This window comes from Streptomyces sp. NBC_00637 (assembly GCF_045161545.1).
GTDB lineage: Bacteria > Actinomycetota > Actinomycetes > Streptomycetales > Streptomycetaceae > Streptomyces.
This window is the reverse complement of record NZ_CP109046.1, coordinates 4,827,211-4,849,277: the sequence shown is the minus strand read 5'-3', so window position 1 is coordinate 4,849,277 and position 22,067 is coordinate 4,827,211. Positions and strand designations below refer to the sequence as shown.

Here is a 22,067-nt window from a genome sequence, read left to right as displayed (position 1 = left end):
CCACCCGCCTCGGTGGTGTCACGCGTCGGGGACCCTCTCGGCGAAGCGTGACCAGTCGGTGAACTCCCAGTCCCAGCGGCGGCAGACGCGTTCCTTGGGGAGGTCGTCCCGCGAGGGGTCGAGCAGCATGAGTCGGGCCTGGCGGCCGTCGCCGACCACGATGGCGAGCAGATAGCCGCCCGGCTCCGTCAGCATGAGAGACATCTCGTTGTTGGTCATGGCGAAGCGCGCGTCGGGCCGGTCCACCTTCTTGACCTCGATCCGTACGGGCTTGCCCTGCGGATCCGCTCCCTCGAGGTCGTAGCCGACGTTCTGGCCACTCACGTCGCGCAGCGTCCAACCGAGCTGGTTCAGGTATTCCTTCGCCGCGAGCTCTGCCACCCTCCATCGCTTCAATACGGACGCCAGGGAGTCCTCCGAGCGAGGGGGCGCCTTCGTCACACGGAGTTTCTCGGCCAGGTCCGGGACCGCGGGTGTCTCCTCCTGTGGGGCAGCCTCGTGCACGAGTCTGCTCTCCGCCTCGGTGAGCTTCCGGCCGTGGGTACGGGCGAGTTCCCTCAGATGCTCGCCGAGCCGCGCGCGCAGCGTGTCGGTCAGCTCGGCGGGATTCACCTCGGCCAGGGCGGCGGCGAGGTCGATGCTGCGCAGGCCCAGTACCGCCTTCAGCGCCCGGGCGGCGGCCTGGTTCCGCGGCTCGTACAGGGCCGACGGGGCGCCGCCGGGAAAGACGACGGCGATGTCCCGCGGTTCCAGCGGGAGAGGCGAGTGAGCGAAGGACGGCCGTCGGGCCGTCATCTCCTCTCTCAGCGACGTCACGAGCAACTTGCCGGCGGACGCGGTGGCCGAGACCATCACGCTGCGGAGGTCCTCACCGTCCAGGACCAACTGCCACAGCCGCTCGAACGCCGGGTCGCCGGGCGAGCGCAGCCGCTCCGCGATCGCCCGGGCCGCGTCGGTGAGGACCCGCTGGGTCGACTCGTGCGCCGTCACCGCGTGGGTGCGAGAAGGATCGGTGAGGATGTCGCCCGAGACGATGACGGGCAGTCCCACTTCGTCCTGGAGCGGCAGGAAACAGGCCAGACGGCCGCGTACCCCGGTCATGGCGAGGGCGCGTGCGTCGAGCGGCACCGCCACCGTCGCCGCACCGTGCCGCAGCAGACCGAACGCCGCTTCGTCCGCCCCGAGGCGCAGCACGACCCGCGAACTGTCCCGTCCGATGAGGATGTCCTGCCGTGCGGTCGCGCTCGACGTCCGGATGCGCGTCACGTTGCGCAGGAACAGCGCGCTGAGCGGGTCGATCACCGTCAGTGATGCCGTGGCGTCCGGACGGCACGCGACGGTGAAGGCCACACCGTCGGCGGAAGCCTCGGCACACACCTCGGCGGGTATCCGGATCAGCGGCACCGCGTCCTTGCCGGGTTCACCCAGCAGCGCGGCGGCAGCCGCCCTGTCGAACGCGAACCGGACGCCCGCCGATCGGACTTCGATCCGGGAGGCGATCGCCGCGAGCGACTTGAAGCCGATGCCCCGGTACCCGATCGAATCGCCGCCGCGCGACTTGGTGGAGTTGGCGCTGCGGCACAGCGCCTCGACGTCCGCCGCGTCCAGGGACCGGCCGTCGTTGCTCCAGCGGAACCGGCCGTCCCCCAAATCCTCGACGACCACGGACGTGGAGCCGGCGTCGTCGGAGTTCTGGAGGAGTTCGTACGGCACCCGGTCGCGGTAGGTGTCGGCGAGCAGCTCTTCCATCCGCGCGATCTCGCGGAAGAGCCCCGGTGCCTGCGCGTGCTCGCGTACGAGAGTGTCCTGCAGGGCGGTCACGGCCGCTGTCAGGCCGGTCACAGGTCTTCCGCGTCCAGCACGCGCACCACGACGCGGGTCGGCTCACCGGACAGCTCGTCCAGGTCGAACGAGCACTGGGCGATCCAGCGGGGGTGACGTGACGGCAGCGTGGCGCCCTCCCCGACGGGGACCCTCCCGTACAGCGACACCTCTCGCTTGTCGAGCAGGAAGTCGGTGCCGTCCAGCACCTCGACGGTGATGCCGGGCATGGAGACCTCGAAGGGACACTCGGCCTCGACGTCGTACTCGACGTCGGGGTCGTCGTCCCGCCACGACTCCATGGCGACGAAATCGGCCAGCAACTCCTTGGCCGATCCGAACTCGGCGAAGCCGCCGAGGCGAATCTGCAGGGAGGCGTCGTGCTTCTTGCCGACGATCGCGGCGTCACAGGTGGTGGGCTTCAGTCGTACGGCCTCGTGAACCGTCTCGTCGATCAGCTCGACGGGCAGCGGCTTGGTCTTCGACGAGGGCCAGGTCAGGTCGAGGTCCGTTTCCTCCAGATCGAAGGCGCTCATCTGGAGCCTGATGCTCTCGGGCTTGACGGGCTTGGAGCACGACCAGGTGCTACTCGACTTGGAGAACCGTACCGGCCGCTTGCCGGCCTTCTTGATCGTCTCCAGCAGGGCGTGCGTGTAGCTGATCAACTCCGGCCGGTCCACCGGGCTGAGCCCCAGCAGAAGGGTCGGCGGGAAATCGTCGTCCTCGTCCCGCGTGAAACGGTCGGACCAGTCCTCACGCAGGAACCGCGCCGTGCCCGATACGACGATCTCCTGGAAGTGCTCGCCGCCGAAGCTGTCCGTGACGAGCCGCGCCCGCACGTTCTCGACCTGCCATCCGACGAGTGACAGCGCCAACTCGTCGACCTCCACTTCGAGTTCCTCGACCTTCTTGCCCATCGACGACTCGTCCCTCCCACACGCATCTTCACAGGCCAGCCCAGGTATGCGGGTGACCTGCAGACGATAACTCCTCCCTTTCTCCACACCGCAGCCCCCTGGACCGCAACGGAGCGGACCGCCACGGAACCGAACGGAAGGGCACGACACGGCACACCACGCACGCCACGCCGCCCCACTCCCGACGGCCCGCATGCCCGCATGCCCGCGTGCCCGCATGCCCGCACCTCGGACTTCGGCGCTTCCGCCCCCCCGGCCCCGGCCCCGGTGGGCGACGGGTCAGCCGGCAGCGGGCGCTTTCGGCTGCTCGTCGGAGCATTATGCCTCTATACCGTCCATATCTGCGTGAATATGAAAAAATAGATCATACTTGCGGAAGGAGATTCCTCGTGAGCCAGCCCGCCGAAGAGTCCGACTGGACGCTACGACTCGACCGCACCGGTCAGGCCGAGGCTTTCGACGCGCTCGGCGAGCGTTATGACGAGGCCTTCCCGCACAAGGAAGGGCAGGTCGCGTCCGCCGAGTGGCTTGTTACATGCCTGCCGGCCGGGTCACGGGTGCTGGATCTGGGGTGCGGCACCGGGCTCCCGACCGCGCTCCAGCTGGCCGAGGCGGGGTTCGAGGTCGTCGGTGTGGACCTGTCGGACGGGATGGTCGCGCTGGCCCGCGGCCATGTGCCCGCCGGCGTGTTCCACCGGGCGGACATCGCGGATCTACGGCCCGGGGGCCCGCTGGACCTCGGCCGTTTCGACGCGGTGGCCGCGTTCTTCTCCCTGCTCATGCTGTCGCGCGACGAGATCCCTCTCGCCCTCCGGACCGTCCGACACCTGCTGGTCCCGGGGGGTCTGTTCGCCCTGTCGATGGTGGAGGCCGATGTGGACGACTTCTCCATCCCGTTCATCGGCAACGCCATCCGCGTCTCGGGCTACCTGAGGGACGAGCTGCGCGAGGTCGTCGAGGCGGCGGGATTCGAGATCGTCGAGGAGTCCTCGTACACGTACGCTCCGGCGGCCGCAGACGTCCAGCCCGAGGTGCAGATCTTCCTGCGGTGCAGACGGCACGCCTGACCAACACCTGACCCACGCCTGGCCACTCAAGATCCGCTCGCTCTGCCGGGGGCCGTACGGCCGGAAGGAACAGGGACGATGACCAAGCAGCTCAAAGCCGGTGACGGTACCCGGGGGCGGACGCCCGGCATGCCTGAGCGGGCTGCTCTCCCGCATCGGCCGCAGCACCATGAGCCGACGCCCCTGTCATCTCAGTCGCCCCTCGCGTCTCAGTCACCCCTCTCGTCTCAGTCGCCTCTGTCACCCCTGTCCCCGCTGTCACCGCTGTCACCGCTGTCACCGCTGTCGCCTCTGCCCACGGAGGCTTCTGCCGGATCCTCCCGCGGCGACCGGCCCGACGTCGCCGGGTCGCAGTCCGACAGGCTTCGATACCTCGACGCGGCGACCCGGCAGATCGCCCGCGGCATGAATCTCGACGAGACGTTGCGCGAGCTGTGCCGTGCGGCCGTGCCGGTGTTCGCGGACGCCACATTCGTGCATCTGTACGATCCGCTCCCGGTCGGCGACGAGATCGGAGCCGCTCCCGGCGTCCTGCGGCTGCATGCCGCGGACCGCACGTCACCTCCGCGGCCCGGTACCCGGGGCTCCGCACCGGCGCCTCCCGACGCGCGCACGATCCGTGCGGCAGAGGTGGTGCGGCCGGCCGCCCCCGGCCCGCTCGCCCGGCTGCTTCAGGACGGGCGGCCGGTGCTCGGGAACGCGCCGGGGGTCGTCTCCGCGGCCGCCGAGCTGCTGGGGGCGACGGACGCTGCCGGGGTGGCGCCATCCGGACGACGGCTGATCATCGCCCCGCTGCACGGCCGCAGCCATGCCCTGGGCAGCGTGGTCCTCGTCCGCGGGCCCGGCCGGCCCGACTTCACCGGCGACGACCTGCTCGTCGCCTCCCAGCTGGCCACACACGCCGCTCTCGGCATCGAGAAGGCGATGCTGTACGACCGTGAGGCATCCGTCGCGGACACCCTGCAGCGCACGATGCTGCCGCCGTCCCTTCCCGAGCCGCCCGGGGTGCGGCTGGCCAGCCGCTATCTGCCGTCGTCGCGGACCGCGCAGGTCGGCGGCGACTGGTACGACGCGATCCCCCTGCCCGGCAACCGCGTCGCGCTGGTGATCGGCGACGTGATGGGCCATTCCATCACCTCGGCCGCGATCATGGGTCAGCTGCGGACCAGCGTGCAGACCCTGGCCGGGCTCGATCTGCCCCCGGACGAGGTCCTGCACCACCTCGACGAGCAGGCGGTCCGGCTGGGCAGCGAGCACACGGCGACCTGCCTGTACGCCCTGTACGACCCGGTACTGCACCGGCTGCTGCTGTCCAACGCCGGCCACCCGCCGCCGGTGCTCCTGCATTCCGACGGCAGCACGGAGGTTCTCGGGGTCCCGCCCGGAGCACCGATCGGCGTCGGCAGCGGCGGGTTCGAGACCGTCGAGACGCACGCGCCGGCCGGGGCGACGCTGCTGCTGTACACCGACGGTCTGGTCGAGTCCCGCGAGTCCGACGTGCCGACCGGGGTGGAGCGGCTGTGCGCACGGCTGCGTCCCGACGCGTCGGCGTCCACGCCGCCGACGCCGTTTCCGCCGCCGACGCCTGCGGAACTGTGCGACAGGGCGCTCGGCACGCTGGGGGCGGGGGACCGCGACGACGACATCGCGCTGCTGGCGGCCCGGTTCGAGGGCATCCGGCCGGAGACCGTCGCCTACTGGTACATGGCTCCGCACCCGCAGACCGCAGGACAGGCCCGCCGGCTGATCCGCAGGACGCTGGGCCAGTGGGGTCTCGACTCGCTGGTGGAGACCACCGAGCTCCTGATCAGCGAGGTGGTGGCGAACGCCGTCCGCGTCGCTTCCCGGCCGATCACGCTACGGCTGCTCCGTACGGACGTACTGCGCTGCGAGGTGGGTGACGACTCGCCGGTGGTGCCGAGGATGCGGAACGCCCGGCTCACCGACGAGGGCGGCCGAGGACTCTTCCTCGTCGACCAGCTGGCACAGCGTTGGGGCGCGACGAGGATCAGCACGGGCAAGGTGGTCTGGTTCGAGCAGCCGCTGTCCGACGCACCCGCGGACGACTGAGGCCACGTACTCGAACAGCCGGCTGGAGAGAGGCCCTCACCAGGAGTACCACCGGTGAGGGCCTCTCGTATCTGCCGGCGTGGACCGCCCCGGAGGCTTTCACTCCCCGGAGCGGGACGCCGTGACCGCGTCGCCGGCGGTACGGGTCAGCTCGTCACCTTGAAGGTGGCGTCGCCGCGCGCGGTGGCGGTGGTGATGGGGTCGAGGCGCAGTTGGTACGCGTAGTGGCGGATGTAGCGGTCGGGGTGGTTGTAGGACTGGAACGACGACCAGGTCGAGTCGGCGAGTCCGGGGACCTGGTTGAAGGTGGCGTCCTGGGCGAACTGGCTGGTGCCGTCGTTGTAGGCGAGCTGGAAGTCGTAGTTGGAGTGGCGCAGGAAGTAGCCGGGGAAGTTGACCGACTCGAAGGAGACGGTTCCCGATCCCGTCAGGCCGGTGCGCAGCCGGAAGCGGGAGTCTTCGGCGGGGCTGACGTTGGGGTCGATGCGGACGTCGAAGTTGGTGTGGCGCACGTAGCGGTCCTGGAAGTTATAGGACTGCAGGCGGTTGGCGGCGGTGTTGGGCCAGCGGGCCAGGACGCGGTTCTCCTCGGCGGCCGTGAGGTTCAGGATCCAGCCGTGGCGCTTCTTGGTGGTGCCCATGCTGTAGCTGCCCGAGGTCTGCTTCTGGTAGGCGGCGGGGTTGGACGGATCCGTGGTCAGGACCGGCATGTAGCCGCCGCCGGTGGCGTACTGGTCGAGGTAGAGGGCCCACTTGTCGGTGCCGTTGAACTTCATCCACATCGGGCCCTCGACCTGGGAGCCGGTCAGGCCGATGCCGGAGAGGTTGCCGAGGGTGGTCCACGTGCCCAGGATCGAGTTGCTGCCCTCGAGGGTGATCTGCCCGTCGCCGGAGGCCCGCACATAGCGGTAGTTGCCCACGCCCGCCGGCGTCTCGATGATCTGGGTGTCGATGATGCCCTGGGTGCCGGGGCGGTCGATGTACAGCTGCGGGGCGGTGATGGTGTGGAAGTCCGACGTGCGCGCGTAGTAGATACGGTGCTTCAGCACGCCGTTCAGCGTCGCGTTGGTCGCCCAGTACAGGACGTAGTCGTTGGTGTCCGGGTCCCAGATCGCCTCCGGGGCCCAGGCGTTACGGCCGTCGGGGATCGCGCCGGCCACGTTCAGCAGCCACGGCTGCGACCAGGTCACCAGGTCCGAGGACTCCCAGACCACCAGATTGCGGCTGGCGTTGTTCTGCGCGGTGTCCCAGTTCTGCCCGCAGCCGATACACAGATCCGTCGCGACGATCCAGTACTTGCTGCCGTCGGGAGAACGCACCAGCGCCGGATCACGCACCCCCTTCGTCCCCACCGTCGAGCGCAGGACCATCCCGCCCCCGTTGAGGTCGTCCCAGTGCACACCGTCCGTACTGTGCGAGAGGTACATCTGCTGATTGGCCGACCCCTCCCCGGTGAAATGCACCATCAGATACCCCGGATCGGCCGCCGCCGCCCGCAGCGGCGTCGTCAGAGCCTGCGACGTGAAGAGCAGACAGGCGGCGACCAATATCGTCGCCAGCCTGGAGAGGAGAGGGCGCATATGCGTTTCCTGTCTTTCTTCGACTCTCGGTACAACTTCGGACAACAGAAGGGCCCCCACGCCCGACTATTGAAATGCCCATGACATTGACGTCTTGTTGTGTCGCGGGGCGTGTGCGCCGTGTTCCGGGAATGCGTCGTCGTGCCGGGTCACGTGCTCGCAAGGGGTGGCGGACCGGAAGGCCGCCGAGCACAGTCGCTTGCGCGGGTCGGATGGGGCGCAGGGCGAGGACCGACGGCATTGTTCGAAATATGGAATGCCGCCTGGAAATTCGGCCAGACGCTATAGGCGCCGCGAGAAGGGTGTCAAGACGTCCGCGAAAAGAAAGCCGACGGTGACGGTGACGCGTTCGATGACGCGGACAAAGTCGACGGACAGGCGCGCGAGGGGACGTCAGAGCAGGTCGCAGCATGTTCGATCTGCCGAACATCGTTCGAAACTATTGACGTCGGCTCGTATTCCCTTTCACACTCGCGAAACACGATGTCATACGGGCGGAACGTCAGCACCTCGGTCGAGGTCTCGAACCCCCTCCTCCGGATGTCTTCTTCAGGGGATGTGAACCCATGCACAGCGTGAGACGTCAGGACCGCCGAACAGGTCGGCCGGGCGCACTGGCCGCCGCGGCCGCCGCCTCGCTCCTGATGGGCGTCGTCGGCCCTGCATCCTCCGCCCGGGCGGCGGACGACACCGACGGTCTCGCTCTCTGGTACAAACTCGACGCCACCTCGGGCAGCGTGGCGGTGGACTCCTCCGGCAACGGCCGCGACGGAACCGTCAACGGCACCGCGGGCTGGTCGGGCGCCGAAGGGCTCGGCTTCAACGGCTCCGACACCTCCATCAAGGTGCCGGACGACATCATGAGCGGCATGAACTCGATCACCGTCTCGATGGACGTGAAGATCGACGCCGCCCAGGCCACGCCGTACTTCCTCTACGGCTTCGGCAACACCGCCAACGGCGCGGGCAACGGCTACCTGTTCACCACCGGCAACTCGTTCCGGACCGCGATCACCTCCGGGGACTACTCGGCCGAGCAGAACACCCGCACCTCCGCCGCGCTGCCGCGCTCGGTCTGGAAGCACGTCACCTACACCCAGACCGGCACCACCGGCGTTCTCTACCAGGACGGCGTGGAGGTGGCCCGCAACACGTCGGTCACCGTCACCCCCGGTTCCATCGGCTCCGGCACCACCACGGCCGACTACATAGGCAAGTCGCTCTTCTCCACCGACAAGCTCTTCAAGGGCAGGATGCGCGACTTCCGGGTCTACAACCGCGCGCTGCCGCCCGGAGAGGTGCTCGAACTCAGCGGGAACACCACGGGCATCGCCACGGCCACCGACCCCTCGCTGAAGATCGCGGCCATCGTCGACGACGCCCACAGCAAGATCACGCTGCCGGCGAAGGAGGGCACGGATCTCACCGCGCTCGCCCCGCAGTTCACCCTCGCCCAGGGCGCGTCCATCAGCCCGGCCTCCGGCACCCCGCGCGACTTCACCAAGCCCGTGACGTACGAGGTGACCGGCTCCGACGGCAAGAAGCGGACCTGGACGGTCGAGGCGCTGGTCATGAAGAGCCCGGTCCTTCCGGGCCTCGACGCCGACCCGGACATCGTCCGCTTCGGCGACACCTACTACCTGTACCCGACCACCGACGGCTTCGCGGGCTGGAGCGGCACGCAGTTCAAGGCGTACTCCTCCAAGGATCTGGTCCACTGGACCGACCACGGCGTCATCCTGGACCTCGGTCCCGACGTCGCCTGGGCCGAAAGCCGGGCCTGGGCACCGGCGATGACCGCGAAGAACGGGAAGTACTACTTCTACTTCTGCGCCGACACGAACATCGGCGTCGCGGTCTCCGACTCGCCCACCGGCCCGTTCACGGACGCCCTGGGCAAGTCGCTGCTCAAGGCCGGCCAGTACAGCGGCCAGATGATCGACCCGGCGGTCTTCACCGACGACGACGGCCGGTCGTACCTCTACTGGGGCAACGGCCACGCCTACGTCGTCCCGCTGGGCGACGACATGGTCTCCTTCGACGCCTCGAAGGTCACCGACATCACCACGAGCGGCTTCCGCGAGGGCTCGTTCGTCATCAAGCGCGACGGCACCTACTACTTCATGTGGTCGGAGAACGACACCCGGGACGAGGACTACCGCGTCGCCTACGCCACCGGCGCCTCCCCCACCGGCCCCTGGACCAACCGCGGCGTCATCCTGTCGAAGGACCTCTCCCTGGGCATCAAGGGCACCGGCCACCACTCGGTCGTCCAGGTGCCGGGCACCGACGACTGGTACATCGCCTACCACCGGTTCGCCATCCCCGGCGGTGACGGCACCCACCGCGAAACCACCGTCGACAAGCTGGAGTTCGACGCCGACGGCCTGATCAAGAAGGTCGTCCCCACCCTGACCGGCGTCGACCCGGTCACCGGCGGCACCACCCTGCCGACGAACACCAGCCGCTCGCTCCAGTCGGTCAACTTCACCGGCCGCTACGCCGTCGAGCGGTCCGACGGCCTCGGCTACCTCGACCCGGTGACGTCCTCCAGCACCACGGCGGTCAAGCAGAGCGCCACCTTCACCGTCATCCCCGGCCTGGCCGACGGCAGCTGCTACTCGTTCCGTGACGCCTCCGGCCGCTACCTGCGTCACCTGGACTTCCGGGTCCGTTTCGACGCGAGCAACGGCACCGGGCTCTTCGACAAGGACGCCACCTTCTGCGCCCGGGCGGGTTCGGTCGCCGGCTCGGTCGGCCTGGAGTCGTACAACTACCCCGGCCGCTACCTCCGCCACTACAACTACACCCTGCGCGTCGACCCCTTCCAGGACACCGCCACGTTCCGCGCGGACAGTTCCTTCAAGGCGGTCAGCCCCTGGACCTGAGCCTGTGGGCCTGAGCCCCTGGGGTCGGAGCCTCTCGGTCTGACCGTTTCCCCTCGCCCCGCTCCGGTGCGAACGGCCGTGTCACGCGCCGCCAAGGGCTGCCGCCCCGGCGTGCGCGCCGCCGTGCATGCAGGAGTGCACGACTTGGCGCCCCCCGGGAGCGCTCCCGCACGCTCTCTCCGGACACCGTCGCCGTCGATATTGTCGGAAATTCACCAGATGTGAGGGGGAGGGTGAGGGTGATGAGCCTGATGAACAGGGCGCGGAGCACGCTGACCGGGATTCTGGGGGCATCCGTTCTGCTGGCGGGAGCGCTCGTCGGGGTGTCGGCGACCTCGGCGTCCGCGGCCGAGCACTGCCGGAACAACACCGCCGAGGCGCGATCCTGGGCCGCGAGCGGGCAGTTCGAAACCCGCGGCACGAACGCGTGGTACGTCTCGCTCTGGGTGCCCGCACCCGGAGGCGGCTTCATCCGGAAGCGCTACCTGAACAAGGTGGAGCTCCGGTACAACCGCCCATCGCGCTGCGTGTGGGGGCTCTGGAACGGGGCCGGCCGGTCACGGGTCTACCTGGACATCAGTTCCAACGGCGGGCGGACGTGGGACGGGCCGCTCGGACTGTCGAAGAACGCCACGTCGGCCTACACCGGGACGTTCAACGACCGGAACCTCGTCGCCCGCGCCTGCGTACAGGTGGACGGCGTCTTCCACTGCACCCCTTGGTGGTAGTCGCCGGACGTACACGACCGGCAGGTCGCCGAGGGCGGTGACCACCCGCGGGCGAGACCCATCCCGCCCGCCCGCGGCCCGGCCTGGAATCGGGAGTCCCCGTCGAGGACCCGGAGCGCTAGCCGGACATGACGGCGACCGGCGGACGGCTGCTCGCGGACGCCGGTCCGGAGCTCGACGGGACGGTGATCGCCAGGCAGTGGCCATGGACGCCGCCTGGCAGCCGGACCGAGTGCCCTCCAGCTCGGGTGCTGGAGGGCACTCGGCCGGGGCACTCGGCCGGGTGGGGCCGGACCGCCCCTCCTCGTCCCGGTCGCTGCTCGCGTGCGTGCGCGGCAGGCGGGTTCGGTGGGGCGGGGGGGTCATGTAGTGGCCCAGTAGGGGCCGGTCGCGGTGCGGTGGAGGAGCGTGACCGGGGTGGCGTCGGACGTCTTCACGCGGAGCTGGAAGCGCAGGTGCTTGCCGGCCGGGACCGTGCCGGACAGGGCGAACTGGTGGCCGCCGCCGCCGTGGCGGGTGATGGTCTGGAAGGCCGACGGGTTCTTGCCCGAGGTGTCCGTCAGGTAGAAGCGGCCCTCGACGAGCGCGTCGTCCGGGGAGTTCTCGTCGAGTGAGATGTGCACGAGGGTGTTGTGCAGGCGCGGCCCGGAGTGGACGACGGGGTCGGCGAACGCCAGGCCGACCCACTCGCCGGAGGGCAGCTCGACGTCGGTGGCGTTCGACTCGTTCAGCATCGAGGGGTTGGGCACGGTGTCCTCCTGGCTCGGGTCGGTCGGGGTGGGGGTCGATGTGCCGGCGCCGGGGGCCTTGCGCAGCCGGGCCGCGACACGGGCGCGGAAGTCGGCCATGGTGAAGCCGCGCGGGTCCGACTTCGTGTTCGTCCACTCCTTGTGGCCGATCACGGAGGCGGCGGACCAGCCGTGCGCCCGGCAGAGCGCGGCCGAGGCGCGGACCATGGCCTCCAGCTGGACGGCCGGCCAGGGGTCCTTGCCGTCGCCGAGGTTGACGCACTCGAAGCCGTAGAAGCGGGCGTTGCCGTCCGTGTCGTTCTCGTTCGGGGCGGGGAGGGGTTTCTCGGCGATGACGGCCCTCAGGACGTCGCCGTCGCCGCTGCCCGCGTGGTTGGCACGGCCCCAGCCGACGAGGTGGACGACGCCCCGCTTGTCGATGACGCCGTGGCACAGCGGACCGGGGAGACCCGAGTAGCCGTCGCGGCATATGGCGACGGAGGCGGCCGTCCCTGACGTCACGGTGTGGTGGACGACCACCCCCGCGACCGGGCCCCACGCACCGTGTCCCGACCGGTTGTGGGTGCGCCAGCTGCCGACCTCGACGACGGTCACGCCCTCCGCTTTGAGTGCGGCGAGAACTCTGGCCGCGGTCAAGGGAGTTGCCATGGTTCTTCCTTTCGGTGATGCCGTGCATATCTGGGTGCCCCGTGAATTGGTTCATGACCGTACGACTTGCCGCCGCAGCCGCGTCCGGACGTCCCGCGGGCGATGTCCGGGGGGCCGTACGCGGGTCGGGGACGTCCTCCCACCAGGAAATGGACGCGGTGCGTCACTGCCACCCAACTCCGCGTACGCCAGAGAAAGTTGGCGTCAAAGGCGCGGCGGCCGACAACGGAGGAAGGGAGCGAGCCCGCCGTTCTCGTGACGTACCGCGCGAGGGCGCCCTCGCGCGCCGGGATCGTGGCGGCGGGCGTTTAGGGTCGTCCGGTGACGAGTAGCGGTGTGCGGCGCCCCCCTGTCCTGGACGGCGGCCGTCCGACGAAGGCATCCGACGACTGGCGGGACCGGCTGCGCCTGTTCGGATACGCCGGGCCGGGCCGGACCGATGTCCGGGAACGTCTGGTTCCGCCCTTTCCGGAGCCGTCGGCCCGCTGGTGGGAGCTCATACGCGTCGGCCCGGCCGCGGCGTACCGCGTAGCGAAGGTGATGGACTGGCTGGGCCCGGTGCTCGTCGCCGTCCTGGCCGGCGCGATCCGGTTCCGGCGTCTCGGTCAGCCGCGGGCGCTCATCTTCGACGAGACGTACTACGCCAAGGACGCCTGGGCGCTGTTGCGGCTCGGCTACGAGGGCACCTGGCCGGACCGCAAGATCACCGATCCGCAGATCCTCGCGGACCCGCAGGTGATCCCGCTCTCCGACACCGGGGCGTTCGTCGCCCATCCGCCGACGGGCAAGTGGGTGATCGCCCTCGGCGAGTGGATGTTCGGCCTGACGCCGTTCGGCTGGCGCTGCATGACCGCGGTCCTGGGCACACTGTCGGTGCTGATGCTGTGCCGCATCGGCCGCCGGCTCTTCCGGTCGACGGCGCTGGGCTGTCTGGCCGGCGCGCTGATGGCGCTGGACGGTCTGCACGTGGTGATGAGCCGGTCCGCGCTGCTGGACCTCGTCGTCATGTTCTTCGTGCTGGCCGCGTTCGGCTGTCTGCTGCTCGACCGGGATGACGCGCGGGCCCGGCTCGGGGCGGCCCTCCCGGTGGACGCGGACGGCCACGCCCGCCCGGACCGGGCCACGGGAGACCGTGCCGGGACGGGACCGCGTCCGTGGCGGATCGCGGCCGGTGTCTTCCTGGGGCTGGCGGCCTCGACCAAGTGGAACGGCCTGTACTTCCTCGCCTTCTTCGTGGTCCTCACCCTGCTGTGGGACGTCGGCGCCCGCCGGGTGGCCGGCGCGGGCCGCCCGTACCGGGCGGTGCTGCGCAAGGATCTCGGCTGGTCGGTGCTGTCCGTCGTACCGGTCGCCGTGGCGACCTACCTGATGACCTGGACCGGCTGGTTCCGGTCCGACGGCGGTTACGGGCGGCACTGGGCGGACGGCCGCGGCGGCACCTGGTCGTGGATACCGGCCCCGCTGCGCAGCCTGTGGCACTACGAGTACGGCGTCTACCGCTTCAACGTCGGGCTGCACACCCCCCACCGTTACGAGTCGAACCCCTGGAGCTGGCTGGTCCTCGGCCGCCCGGTGCTGTTCGACTACCAGTCACCGAAGGCCGGGCAGGACGGGTGTCACGCCGCGGCCGGCTGTTCGCAGGCGGTCCTCGCGCTCGGCACACCGCTGCTGTGGTGGTCGGCGTGCTGCGCGCTCGTGTATCTGCTCTACCGGTGGGCGCTGCGCCGCGACTGGCGCGCCGGCGCCGTCCTGTGCGCGGTGGCGGCCGGCTATCTGCCCTGGTTCCTGTACCAGGACCGCACGATCTTCTCCTTCTACGCGGTCGCCTTCGTGCCGTACCTGTGCCTGGCCGTGGCGATGATGCTGGGCGCGCTCCTGGGGCCGCCTGGGGCGAGCGACCGACGCCGGACACTGGGCGCGGTCGCCGCGGGCGGGCTCGTGCTGCTCGTCGTCTGGAACTTCGTCTATTTCTGGCCCCTGTACACGGGCCAGACCCTCCCGGTCGGCGACTGGCGGTCGCGGATGTGGCTGGACACCTGGATCTAGCCGGGCGGACGCGCCGCGACAGGCGCGACAGGCGCGACGGTCACCGCACGGGTGACGGTGACGCGACGACCACGATGACCAAGGCGAGTCTGCGTTCGGCGTGGTCGTCGTGGTCGTCGTGACGTGCGTGGTCGGCGTCCGGACCGGTCCGGCTCGAGCGGGGCCGGGGCGCGGTTACTTGAGTTCGGCGTCGGTGTAGTAGCCGCCCGCGACCAGGACGTACTCGTAGTTGGTCTTGTCGACGGTCGTCGGCTGAAGCAGGTAGGCGGGCACGGACTTGACTCCGTTGTCATAGGCCCTTCTGTTGTTCACCTTCGGTGTCTTGCCGTTGAGTATGTCGTCGGCCATCTCGGCGGCCACCCCGGCGAGTTGACGGAGGTCCTTGTAGACGGTCTGCGACTGCTCGCCCGCGATGATCGACTTCACGGAGGCGAGTTCGGCGTCCTGCCCGGTGACGATGGGAAGGGGCTTGCCGCCGGAGCCGTACCCGTCCTTCTTCAGCGCGTTCAGGACGCCGATGGAGATGCCGTCGTACGGCGACAGGACCGCGTCGACCTTCTTGCTCCCGTACGAGTCGGCGAGGATGCCGTCCATGCGCTTCTGCGCCGTGGGGCCGTCCCAGCGCAGGGTGGTGACGTCCTTGAGCGCGGTCTGGCCGGACCGGACCACCAACTGCTTGTTGTCCAGCCACGGTTGCAGGAGGTGCATCGCGCCGTCGAAGAAGAACTTGGTGTTGTTGTCGTCGGGGGAGCCGGCGAACAGTTCGATGTTGAACGGGCCCGCGCCGTCCTCAAGACCGAGCTTGTCGATGATGTAGCGGGCCTGGAACCGGCCGACCTGCTCGTTGTCGAAGGAGACGTAGTAGTCGACGTTCTCGGTGCCGAGGATGAGCCGGTCGTAGGAGATCACCGGGATGTCCGCGTCGGCGGCCTTCTGGAGCACGCCGTTCAACGACTTGTTGTCGATGGCCGCGATGATCAGCGCGTCGACGCCCTGCTTGATCAGGGCCTCGATCTGCGAGACCTGCGTCTTCGGGTTGTCCTGGCCGTAGACCAGTTTGGTCTGGTAGCCGTCGGCCTTCAGGTCGTTGACGACGCTCTTGCCGTCGGTGAGCCAGCGCTCGGAGGCCTGGGTCGGCATGGCGATGCCGATGGTGTCCCCCTTGGCGCTTCCTTCGGAGCTGTCTCCGACGCTCTGGCCGCAGGCGGACAGGGTGAGGGCGAGAGAGACGGCTCCGGCGGTGGCGGCGAGGGCGGCTCTTCGGTTGCGCATGGTGATCGTTCCTCGTTCTTCTCGTCGTTGAGAGGATGGGGGGTGTCATGGCTGTGGGGAACCGGTGGAGCTTGCCGGACAGCCGGCGGGGGCGGTGGCGGTGGCCGGCATCCTGGGGGTGGGAAGCGCCGTGTCCGCTTGCGCGTGGCCTCGGGCGAGGGGTCGGGTTCCGACCCCTCAGGGGGGCGTCGTGCGGGTGGGTTCGGGTCGCCCTGTAGCGACCGGACCTCCGGTGGAGCGGTACGCCCCGCGGCGCGGACCCGCTCGGCGATCCCGTGGATCCGCGTGCGGCCGCGAGGCCGTCGGGGGCCTGGCGCACCTGTTCATGGTCGGTGAACAGGCGGAGGGTCACGCTGCACCGACCGGCGATCGGATCGCCCGACGCGGCGGCCCGGCCGGCGCCCGGGCGCCTCGAAGTCCGCCGGCTCGTCGACCTGTTCGGCAGGTCGGCCCTGTAAGCGGCTCTCGCCGGCTTGCGTGGTCGCGTCATCCGGGCGCACCGGTACATACGCCGGGCCGCGCCGGGGCGCGCCTGCCACGTATGTGCTGATTTCGGTGGCGCGCAGGGCACTTGCCTTTCAGCCGTTCGAAATATCGTCACGCGGTCGGAATGGTGGCGTGACAATAAGAGGGGGTGTGCGGGGTGTCAACGCTGCGAACCGAAACGGCTCCGGAAAGTGGTGGAGATCGCTTTCTGTCTTCGGCGCCGCCCGTGCCGTGACGCTTGGGAGGCCCGTCGGGATCCCGTGTTTGCCCTGGTCAACGCCTCGGTCTGGGCGAGCGGGCGCAACAGCCGCGAGCACGGCGGCCGTTGCTGTGAATGCGGTATGAAAATGACCCAAGAGCCGGACAGGCACCGGTGGTTGCCGGCCGCGCGGGGGCCCGGAGGAGCTCTAGGGATCCCCCGCCGGGGTGCCCGCTCCCGGGGTGATCAGACCGGTCTCGTAGGCCACGACGACGGCCTGGGCGCGGTCCCGGAGCCGGAGTTTGGCGAGGATCCGGGCCACGTGGGTCTTCACCGTGGCCTCGCTCAGCCGGAAGCGGGCGGCGAGTTCGGCGTTGCTCAGGCCGGTGCCGAGCGAGCGGAGGACCTCCAGCTCGCGAGGGGTGAGCACCGTCAGGTCGCGGTGCAGGACGGCGGAGGCCGCTGTCTCGCGGGTGACGAAACGCTCGACCAGGCGCCGGGTGATGGCCGGCGAGAGCAGCGCGTCACCGGTACGGGCGAGACGGACGGCGGCGACCAGGTGTTCCGGGGTGACGTCCTTGAGGAGGAATCCGCTCGCCCCGGCGGTGAGGGCCGCGTACACGTAACGGTCGAGGTCGAAGGTGGTCAGCATGATGACGCGGGGCGGCTCGGGCGGTACCGGCCCGGAGAGGATCCGCCGGGTGGCGTCCAGGCCGTCGGTCCCGGGCATCCGGATGTCCATCAGGACCAGGTCGGGTCGCGTGCGGCGGACCGCCTCCACGGCCTGGTCCCCGTCGGACGCCTCGGCGACGACGTCGATGCCGTCCGCCGCCAGGATCATGCCGAAGCCGGTGCGGACCAGCGCCTGATCGTCGGCGATCACCACGCGCGGCGGCTCCTGGGTCACGCGAGCTCCTCCGCGGGGATGACGGCTCGGACCTCGAAACCGCCGGTGGGGCGTTCGCCCGCGCGGAGGGTGGCGCCGTAGACGGCGAGGCGCTCGCGGAGCCCGATCAGTCCGCGGCCGCCCCCGGGAACCTCGGGCGCGGCGGACGTGCCGCCGGTGTCGGACACCTCGATGTGCACCGCTCCGGGGACGTGCTCGACGGCGATCCGGACCCGGCCGCCGACGGCATGCCGGACCGTGTTGGTCAACGCCTCCTGCACCACGCGGTACGCGGCGAGGTCGGCGCCGGCGGCGAGCGGGGCCGGGGTGCCGGTGACGGTCAGCTCGACGGGCACCCCGGTCTCGCGCACCCGCTCGACGAGGGCGGGTACCTGGGCGAGGCCCGGCTGTGGCGCGAGGTCGGCCCCGGCGGCCGGATCGCAGGGACGCCCGGCCCCCGCCGCGTCCCCGGTGCCGCCGTCCCCGTCGTCGGTCATGGTGAGCAGGCCCATGACGTGCCGCAGTTCGGCCATCGCCGTCCGTCCGCCCGCCTCGACGGCCAGCAGTGCCTGCCGGGCCCGGTCGGGCGCGGTGTCCATCACCTTGCGGGCCGCGCCCGCCTGGATCACCATCACGCTCACATTGTGGGTGACGATGTCGTGCAGTTCGCGGGCGATCCGGGAACGCTCGCGGTCGACGGCCAGCCGCATGGCGGCCTCGTGCTCCTCCTCCAGCGCGGTCAGCCGCTGCTTCCAGACGTGGACGGCGTTGGCCCCCAGTCCCACCCCGAGCAGCGCGAGGAACGGCACGAGGCTGGGAGCGAACGACGGGAAGTTGTCGCCGCGCAGCACGGCGAGGAGGGCGGCGCCGGCCAGGCTGGTGAGCGCCCGCGCGCGGTAAGGGCTGTAGACGGCCGCACTGTAGGCGGCGACCACGCAGGACAGGAACGTGTACAGGGTCGGATCGCTGCCGCGCAGATGCTGGTTGAACAGCAGACTCGCCACGATCACCGCCCAGAACGCGGACAGCGGATACCGCCGGCGCACCACCAGGGGCAGAGCGGTCAGGGCGGCCAGCACCAGCTGCCAGGGCTCGACGGCTCCGGTGAACTGCGTCATCACCCCCATGCCCGCGTCCGGAAGCGGGCCGATGCGCGGGAGGCCGGGCCCGGGCACCCTCGGCGGGACCGGTACGAACACCGGCGGACCCGGCGCGGCGCCGTCGCCCTGCCGGTAGGCGGCGCCCACCGTGCAGGCGGCGAGGACGAAGGCGAGGATCGCGTCGGCCGTCCACGTCCACCGGGACGGACGGGGCAGCGGGCTCGGGCGCCGCAGGATCTCGGCTCCCGCGCGCCACCGCTTCACGATCTCCGCCCGCACCGTCCCGCCCGCCCCGCCCATGCGCACAGTGTGGCAACCCGTGTCCCCTCCCCACATCCGTCCCGCTGTGGACGGTGGCACGGCGGCCTACATCCGCCGCGTACATCGCAGGGATGACATGCCCGGCGGGTCATCCCGGGACGGCAGCCGGTCTCGCCGTCACAGGCGACGCCCCGGACCGGGGTCCGCCCCTAGCTTCGGACCGAACCGTCGACCACCGAACCTGGAGGCACCGTGGCAGCGACCGCGCCCGTCATCGACATGCGGGCTGTGAGCAGGACGTACGGGGAGGGACCGCCGGCTCTCGCCGACGTGACGCTGAGCGTGGCCGCCGGGGAGGCGCTCGCCGTCCTCGGGCCGTCCGGCAGCGGCAAGTCCACGCTGCTCAACCTGATCGCGGGACTCGACCGGCCGAGCACGGGCAGTGTCACGGTGGACGGGCTGCGGGTGGACGAGCTGGGCGAGGCCGGGTCGGCGCGGTACCGGCGTACGAAGGTCGGCATGGTCTTCCAGTTCTTCAACCTGCTGGACGATCTGACGGTCACCGACAACGTGCTGCTGCCCGCCCAGTTGGCGGGGATGCCCCGGGCCGAGGCCCGCGTGCGGGCCGCCGGTCTCCTGACGGACCTGCGCATCGACCGGCACGCGGACGCCTACCCCGGCAGGTTGTCGGGCGGGGAGCGGCAACGCGTCGCGGTCGCCCGGGCCCTGATGAACCGGCCCGCCCTGCTGCTGGCCGACGAGCCCACCGGCGCGCTGGACACCGCCTCCGGTGCGGACGTCCGGGAGCTGCTCGCCGAACTCAACGCGTCCGGGCAGACGATCGTCCTGGTCACCCACGATCTGGGTCTGGCCGCGTCCTGCGCTACCCGGACCGTCGAGCTGGTGGACGGCCGTGTCGTGCGGGACACCAGAACCGCCCGGGGCACCGCGACGGTGGCCCGATGAGCGCCCTCGGCCGGGTGGTGCGCGCCGGGGTCGGGCGGCGGCGGGTGCAGACCGCCGTGATGATCATGACGACGCTGATGGCCGTCACCGCGTCGGTCCTCGCCGCCGGGCTGCTCGTCGCGTCGCGGGCCCCCTTCGACCACGCCTTCGCCCAACAGCACGGCGCCCACCTGACCGCGCGGTTCGACGGCGCGAAGGTGACGGCCGACGAACTCGCGGCGACCGCCCACGCGTCGGGCGTGACGGCGGCCGCCGGTCCCTTCCGGACCGCGTCGGTACGCGCGCGTACCGCCTCGTCCTCGGACATCCTCCCGGAGGGTGTCGATCTGCCACCGGTGACGATCGTCGGCCGGTCCGACGCCGGCGGCGGGGCCGACCGGGTCGAGCTGGTCGCCGGCACATGGCTCACCGGGCCCGGCCAGATCGTGGTGGCCAACGGCACGATGCCCGTCGAACCGGGCGCGCTGCTGACGTTCCCCGACGTGCCGGGCAGCCCCACGCTGACCGTGGTCGGCGTCGCCCGGTCGGTGACCGGCACGGCGGACGCCTGGGTGACCCCGGCGCGGGCCGAGACGCTGACCGAACCGGGCACCACCCCCGCGTACGAGATGCTCTACCGCTTCGCTCACGCGGGGACGGACGCCCAGGTGGCCGCCGGCCGGGCCGCGATCACCGGGGCGGTGCCGAAGGGCGCGTTCACCGGGTCTCGGTCCTACCTGACCGTCAAGCAGGAGAAGACCGCCAACGCGATGGCGTTCGTACCGTTCCTGGCCGCTTTCGGTGTCCTCGGGCTGCTCCTGTCGGTCCTGGTCATCGGCATCGTCGTCAGCGGCGCGGTGGGGGCCGCGACCCGGCGCATCGGCATCCTCAAGTCCCTCGGTTTCACCCCGGCGCAGGTCGTACGGGCCTACGTCGTGCAGGCGTTGATCCCCGCGGCGGTCGGCTGCGCCCTGGGGCTGGTGGTCGGCAATCTGCTGGCCGTCCCCGTGCTCGACGAGGTCGGCGAGGCCTTCGACGGCCCGGCGGCGTCCATCCCCCTGTGGATCGACGCCGCCGTGCCCGCCGCGGCCCTCGCCCTGGTCGCCTGCGCCGCTCTGGTGCCCGCGCTGCGCGCCGGACGGCTGCGCACCGTGACGGCGATCACCGCCGGACGTACGCCCGGCACCGGCCGGGGACGCCTGGCCCGACGGCTCACGGGGCGCCTGCCCGTGCCGCGCGCGGTCAGCCTCGGACTGGCGGGCCCCTTCACCCGGCCGGCGCGTTCGGCGACGATGGCCGCCGCGGTGGTCTTCGGCGCCGCGGCCGTCACCTTCGGGGTCGGGCTCGCCCTCACGCTCGGGGCCGTCCAGTCGGACCGCATGCTCAACTCGGTCGGGTCGGTCGTCGTCGAGACGGGGGGCGGGCAGGCGCCGCCCGGCGCGCAGGCGGTCCACGTGGGCGGCGGGCCCGAGGAGCCGAAGGCCGACCCGGCCGAGATCGCCGCGGCACTGCGCGCGCAGAAGGGGACCGGTCGCTTCTACGGCACGACCCAGGCGGAGGTGAGCGCGTCCGGCATCACCGGCGTCACCACGGTGGTGGCGTACCAGGGCGACGCCTCGTGGGCCGGCCCCCCGATGGTCTCGGGCGACTGGCTGGACGGGCCGGGCCAGGCCGTGGTCACCACCCGGTTCCTGAAGGCCGCCGGGATCCGGGTCGGCGACACGGTGACCCTGGCGGAGAAGGGGCGGCACGTCACGGTACGGATCGTCGGCGAGGCGTTCTTCACCGGGGGCGAGGGCATGGAACTCCTGACCCCGGTCTCGACCCTCGCCGCGCTCGGCCTCGACGCGACCCCGGGCCGCTACGACGTGGAGACGGAACCGGGTACGGACCTGGCGGGCTACCTGGCCTCGCTGAGCGACGACCTCGACCCGCTCGGCGCCGTCGCGCAGGCGAACACCGCCGACGAGTCCAGCGTGATCGCCGCCATGGACGCGCTGATCGGGACCCTCACCCTCATGCTCGTCGTGGTCGCCGGGCTGGGCGTCCTCAACACGGTCGTCCTCGACACCCGCGACCGCGTCCACGACCTCGGCGTCCTCAAGGCCCTGGGCATGGCACCCCGGCAGACCCTGAACATGGTCGTCACCTCGGTCGCCGGGATCGGCCTGGTGGCCGGCGCGGTCGCGGTCCCGGCCGGCGTGGCCCTGCACCACTACGTCACGCCGCTCATGGGAGACGCCATCGGCATGACCCTGCCCGCCTCGCACATCGCCGTCTACGACACGCGTGGGCTGGCCCTGCTCGCCCTGGGCGGCCTGGTCATCGCGGTGGCGGGCGCACTGCTCCCGGCCGGCTGGGCCGCCAGGACGACCACCGCCACCGCCCTGCGCACCGAATGACC

14 protein-coding genes are annotated in these 22,067 nt (G+C 70.9%); 7 read left to right on the top strand and 7 right to left on the bottom strand.

All coding sequences use genetic code 11. The features are described 5' to 3' along the window. Positions 1–18: 18 nt before the first annotated feature. Both OG440_RS21300 and OG440_RS21295 read right to left on the bottom strand, forming a co-directional pair. Positions 19–1,842 carry a sacsin N-terminal ATP-binding-like domain-containing protein gene (locus OG440_RS21300; protein ID WP_406008386.1) on the bottom strand — a complete coding sequence of 608 codons (1,824 nt, stop codon included), beginning with the start codon at positions 1,840–1,842 and terminating at the stop codon, positions 19–21. Beyond that, on the bottom strand, positions 1,839–2,738 hold the full coding sequence (locus OG440_RS21295) for a hypothetical protein (RefSeq protein WP_406008385.1): 900 nt from the start codon (positions 2,736–2,738) through the stop codon (positions 1,839–1,841). Before OG440_RS21295 ends, OG440_RS21300 begins: the two co-directional genes overlap by 4 nt. Before the next feature lie 389 nt (positions 2,739–3,127). Here OG440_RS21295 and OG440_RS21290 point away from each other — a divergent pair, with 389 nt between their 5' ends. Beyond that, entirely contained in the window at positions 3,128–3,805 is a 678-nt protein-coding gene (locus OG440_RS21290; protein ID WP_406008384.1) for a class I SAM-dependent DNA methyltransferase, read from the top strand. Between the two features lie 129 nt (positions 3,806–3,934). Beyond that, positions 3,935–5,875, top strand: a complete 1,941-nt coding sequence (locus tag OG440_RS21285; RefSeq protein WP_406011415.1) for a SpoIIE family protein phosphatase — start codon at positions 3,935–3,937, stop codon at positions 5,873–5,875. 146 nt (positions 5,876–6,021) lie between these two features. On the opposite strand, the gene OG440_RS21280 is transcribed toward OG440_RS21285, so the two are convergent. After that, positions 6,022–7,455, bottom strand: a complete 1,434-nt coding sequence (locus OG440_RS21280; protein WP_406008383.1) for a glycoside hydrolase family 43 protein — start codon at positions 7,453–7,455, stop codon at positions 6,022–6,024. 566 nt (positions 7,456–8,021) lie between these two features. On the opposite strand from OG440_RS21280, the gene OG440_RS21275 reads away from it, so the two are divergent. After that, the gene (locus OG440_RS21275; RefSeq protein ID WP_406008382.1) at positions 8,022–10,343 is read left to right on the top strand and encodes a family 43 glycosylhydrolase; all 2,322 of its coding nucleotides are present in this window, start codon (positions 8,022–8,024) and stop codon (positions 10,341–10,343) included. 242 nt (positions 10,344–10,585) lie between these two features. Then, the gene (locus OG440_RS21270; protein ID WP_406008381.1) at positions 10,586–11,071 is read left to right on the top strand and encodes a hypothetical protein; all 486 of its coding nucleotides are present in this window, start codon (positions 10,586–10,588) and stop codon (positions 11,069–11,071) included. 362 nt (positions 11,072–11,433) lie between these two features. On the opposite strand, the gene OG440_RS21265 is transcribed toward OG440_RS21270, so the two are convergent. After that, the gene (locus OG440_RS21265) at positions 11,434–12,468 is read right to left on the bottom strand and encodes an N-acetylmuramoyl-L-alanine amidase (protein ID WP_406008380.1); all 1,035 of its coding nucleotides are present in this window, start codon (positions 12,466–12,468) and stop codon (positions 11,434–11,436) included. A 336-nt stretch (positions 12,469–12,804) separates the two neighbouring features. On the opposite strand from OG440_RS21265, the gene OG440_RS21260 reads away from it, so the two are divergent. After that, the gene (locus OG440_RS21260) at positions 12,805–14,514 is read left to right on the top strand and encodes a dolichyl-phosphate-mannose--protein mannosyltransferase (protein ID WP_406011414.1); all 1,710 of its coding nucleotides are present in this window, start codon (positions 12,805–12,807) and stop codon (positions 14,512–14,514) included. 174 nt (positions 14,515–14,688) lie between these two features. Here OG440_RS21260 and chvE read toward each other — a convergent pair whose 3' ends face one another. From chvE to OG440_RS21245, 3 genes are all read right to left on the bottom strand, one after another. Then, entirely contained in the window at positions 14,689–15,786 is a 1,098-nt protein-coding gene (gene chvE / locus OG440_RS21255) for a multiple monosaccharide ABC transporter substrate-binding protein (RefSeq protein WP_406008379.1), read from the bottom strand. Positions 15,787–16,679: 893 nt separating this feature from the next. Further along, the gene (locus OG440_RS21250) at positions 16,680–17,378 is read right to left on the bottom strand and encodes a response regulator (RefSeq protein WP_406008378.1); all 699 of its coding nucleotides are present in this window, start codon (positions 17,376–17,378) and stop codon (positions 16,680–16,682) included. Next, entirely contained in the window at positions 17,375–18,757 is a 1,383-nt protein-coding gene (locus OG440_RS21245) for a sensor histidine kinase (protein WP_406008377.1), read from the bottom strand. Before OG440_RS21245 ends, OG440_RS21250 begins: the two co-directional genes overlap by 4 nt. A gap of 240 nt (positions 18,758–18,997) precedes the next feature. Between OG440_RS21245 and OG440_RS21240 the strand changes: the two genes are divergently transcribed. Continuing rightward, positions 18,998–19,684, top strand: coding sequence for an ABC transporter ATP-binding protein (locus tag OG440_RS21240; RefSeq protein WP_406011413.1), 687 nt, complete (start codon positions 18,998–19,000; stop codon positions 19,682–19,684). Continuing rightward, positions 19,681–22,065: an FtsX-like permease family protein gene (locus OG440_RS21235; RefSeq protein WP_406008376.1), complete on the top strand. Its 2,385-nt coding sequence runs from the start codon at positions 19,681–19,683 to the stop codon at positions 22,063–22,065. Before OG440_RS21240 ends, OG440_RS21235 begins: the two co-directional genes overlap by 4 nt. The last annotated feature ends 2 nt before the right edge of the window (positions 22,066–22,067 follow it).

Bases quoted from the DNA above. Each gene is read 5' to 3' on its own strand.
- OG440_RS21270 (WP_406008381.1), top strand. From the start codon at position 10,586: ATGAGCCTGATGAACAGGGCGCGGAGCACGCTGACCGGGATTCTGGGG.
- OG440_RS21285 (WP_406011415.1), top strand. From the start codon at position 3,935: ATGCCTGAGCGGGCTGCTCTCCCGCATCGGCCGCAGCACCATGAGCCG.
- OG440_RS21240 (WP_406011413.1), top strand. From the start codon at position 18,998: ATGCGGGCTGTGAGCAGGACGTACGGGGAGGGACCGCCGGCTCTCGCC.
- OG440_RS21275 (WP_406008382.1), top strand. From the start codon at position 8,022: ATGCACAGCGTGAGACGTCAGGACCGCCGAACAGGTCGGCCGGGCGCA.
- OG440_RS21245 (WP_406008377.1), bottom strand. From the start codon at position 18,757: ATGGGCGGGGCGGGCGGGACGGTGCGGGCGGAGATCGTGAAGCGGTGG.
- chvE (WP_406008379.1), bottom strand. From the start codon at position 15,786: ATGCGCAACCGAAGAGCCGCCCTCGCCGCCACCGCCGGAGCCGTCTCT.
- OG440_RS21265 (WP_406008380.1), bottom strand. From the start codon at position 12,468: ATGGCAACTCCCTTGACCGCGGCCAGAGTTCTCGCCGCACTCAAAGCG.
- OG440_RS21295 (WP_406008385.1), bottom strand. From the start codon at position 2,738: ATGGGCAAGAAGGTCGAGGAACTCGAAGTGGAGGTCGACGAGTTGGCG.
- OG440_RS21235 (WP_406008376.1), top strand. From the start codon at position 19,681: ATGAGCGCCCTCGGCCGGGTGGTGCGCGCCGGGGTCGGGCGGCGGCGG.
- OG440_RS21280 (WP_406008383.1), bottom strand. From the start codon at position 7,455: ATGCGCCCTCTCCTCTCCAGGCTGGCGACGATATTGGTCGCCGCCTGT.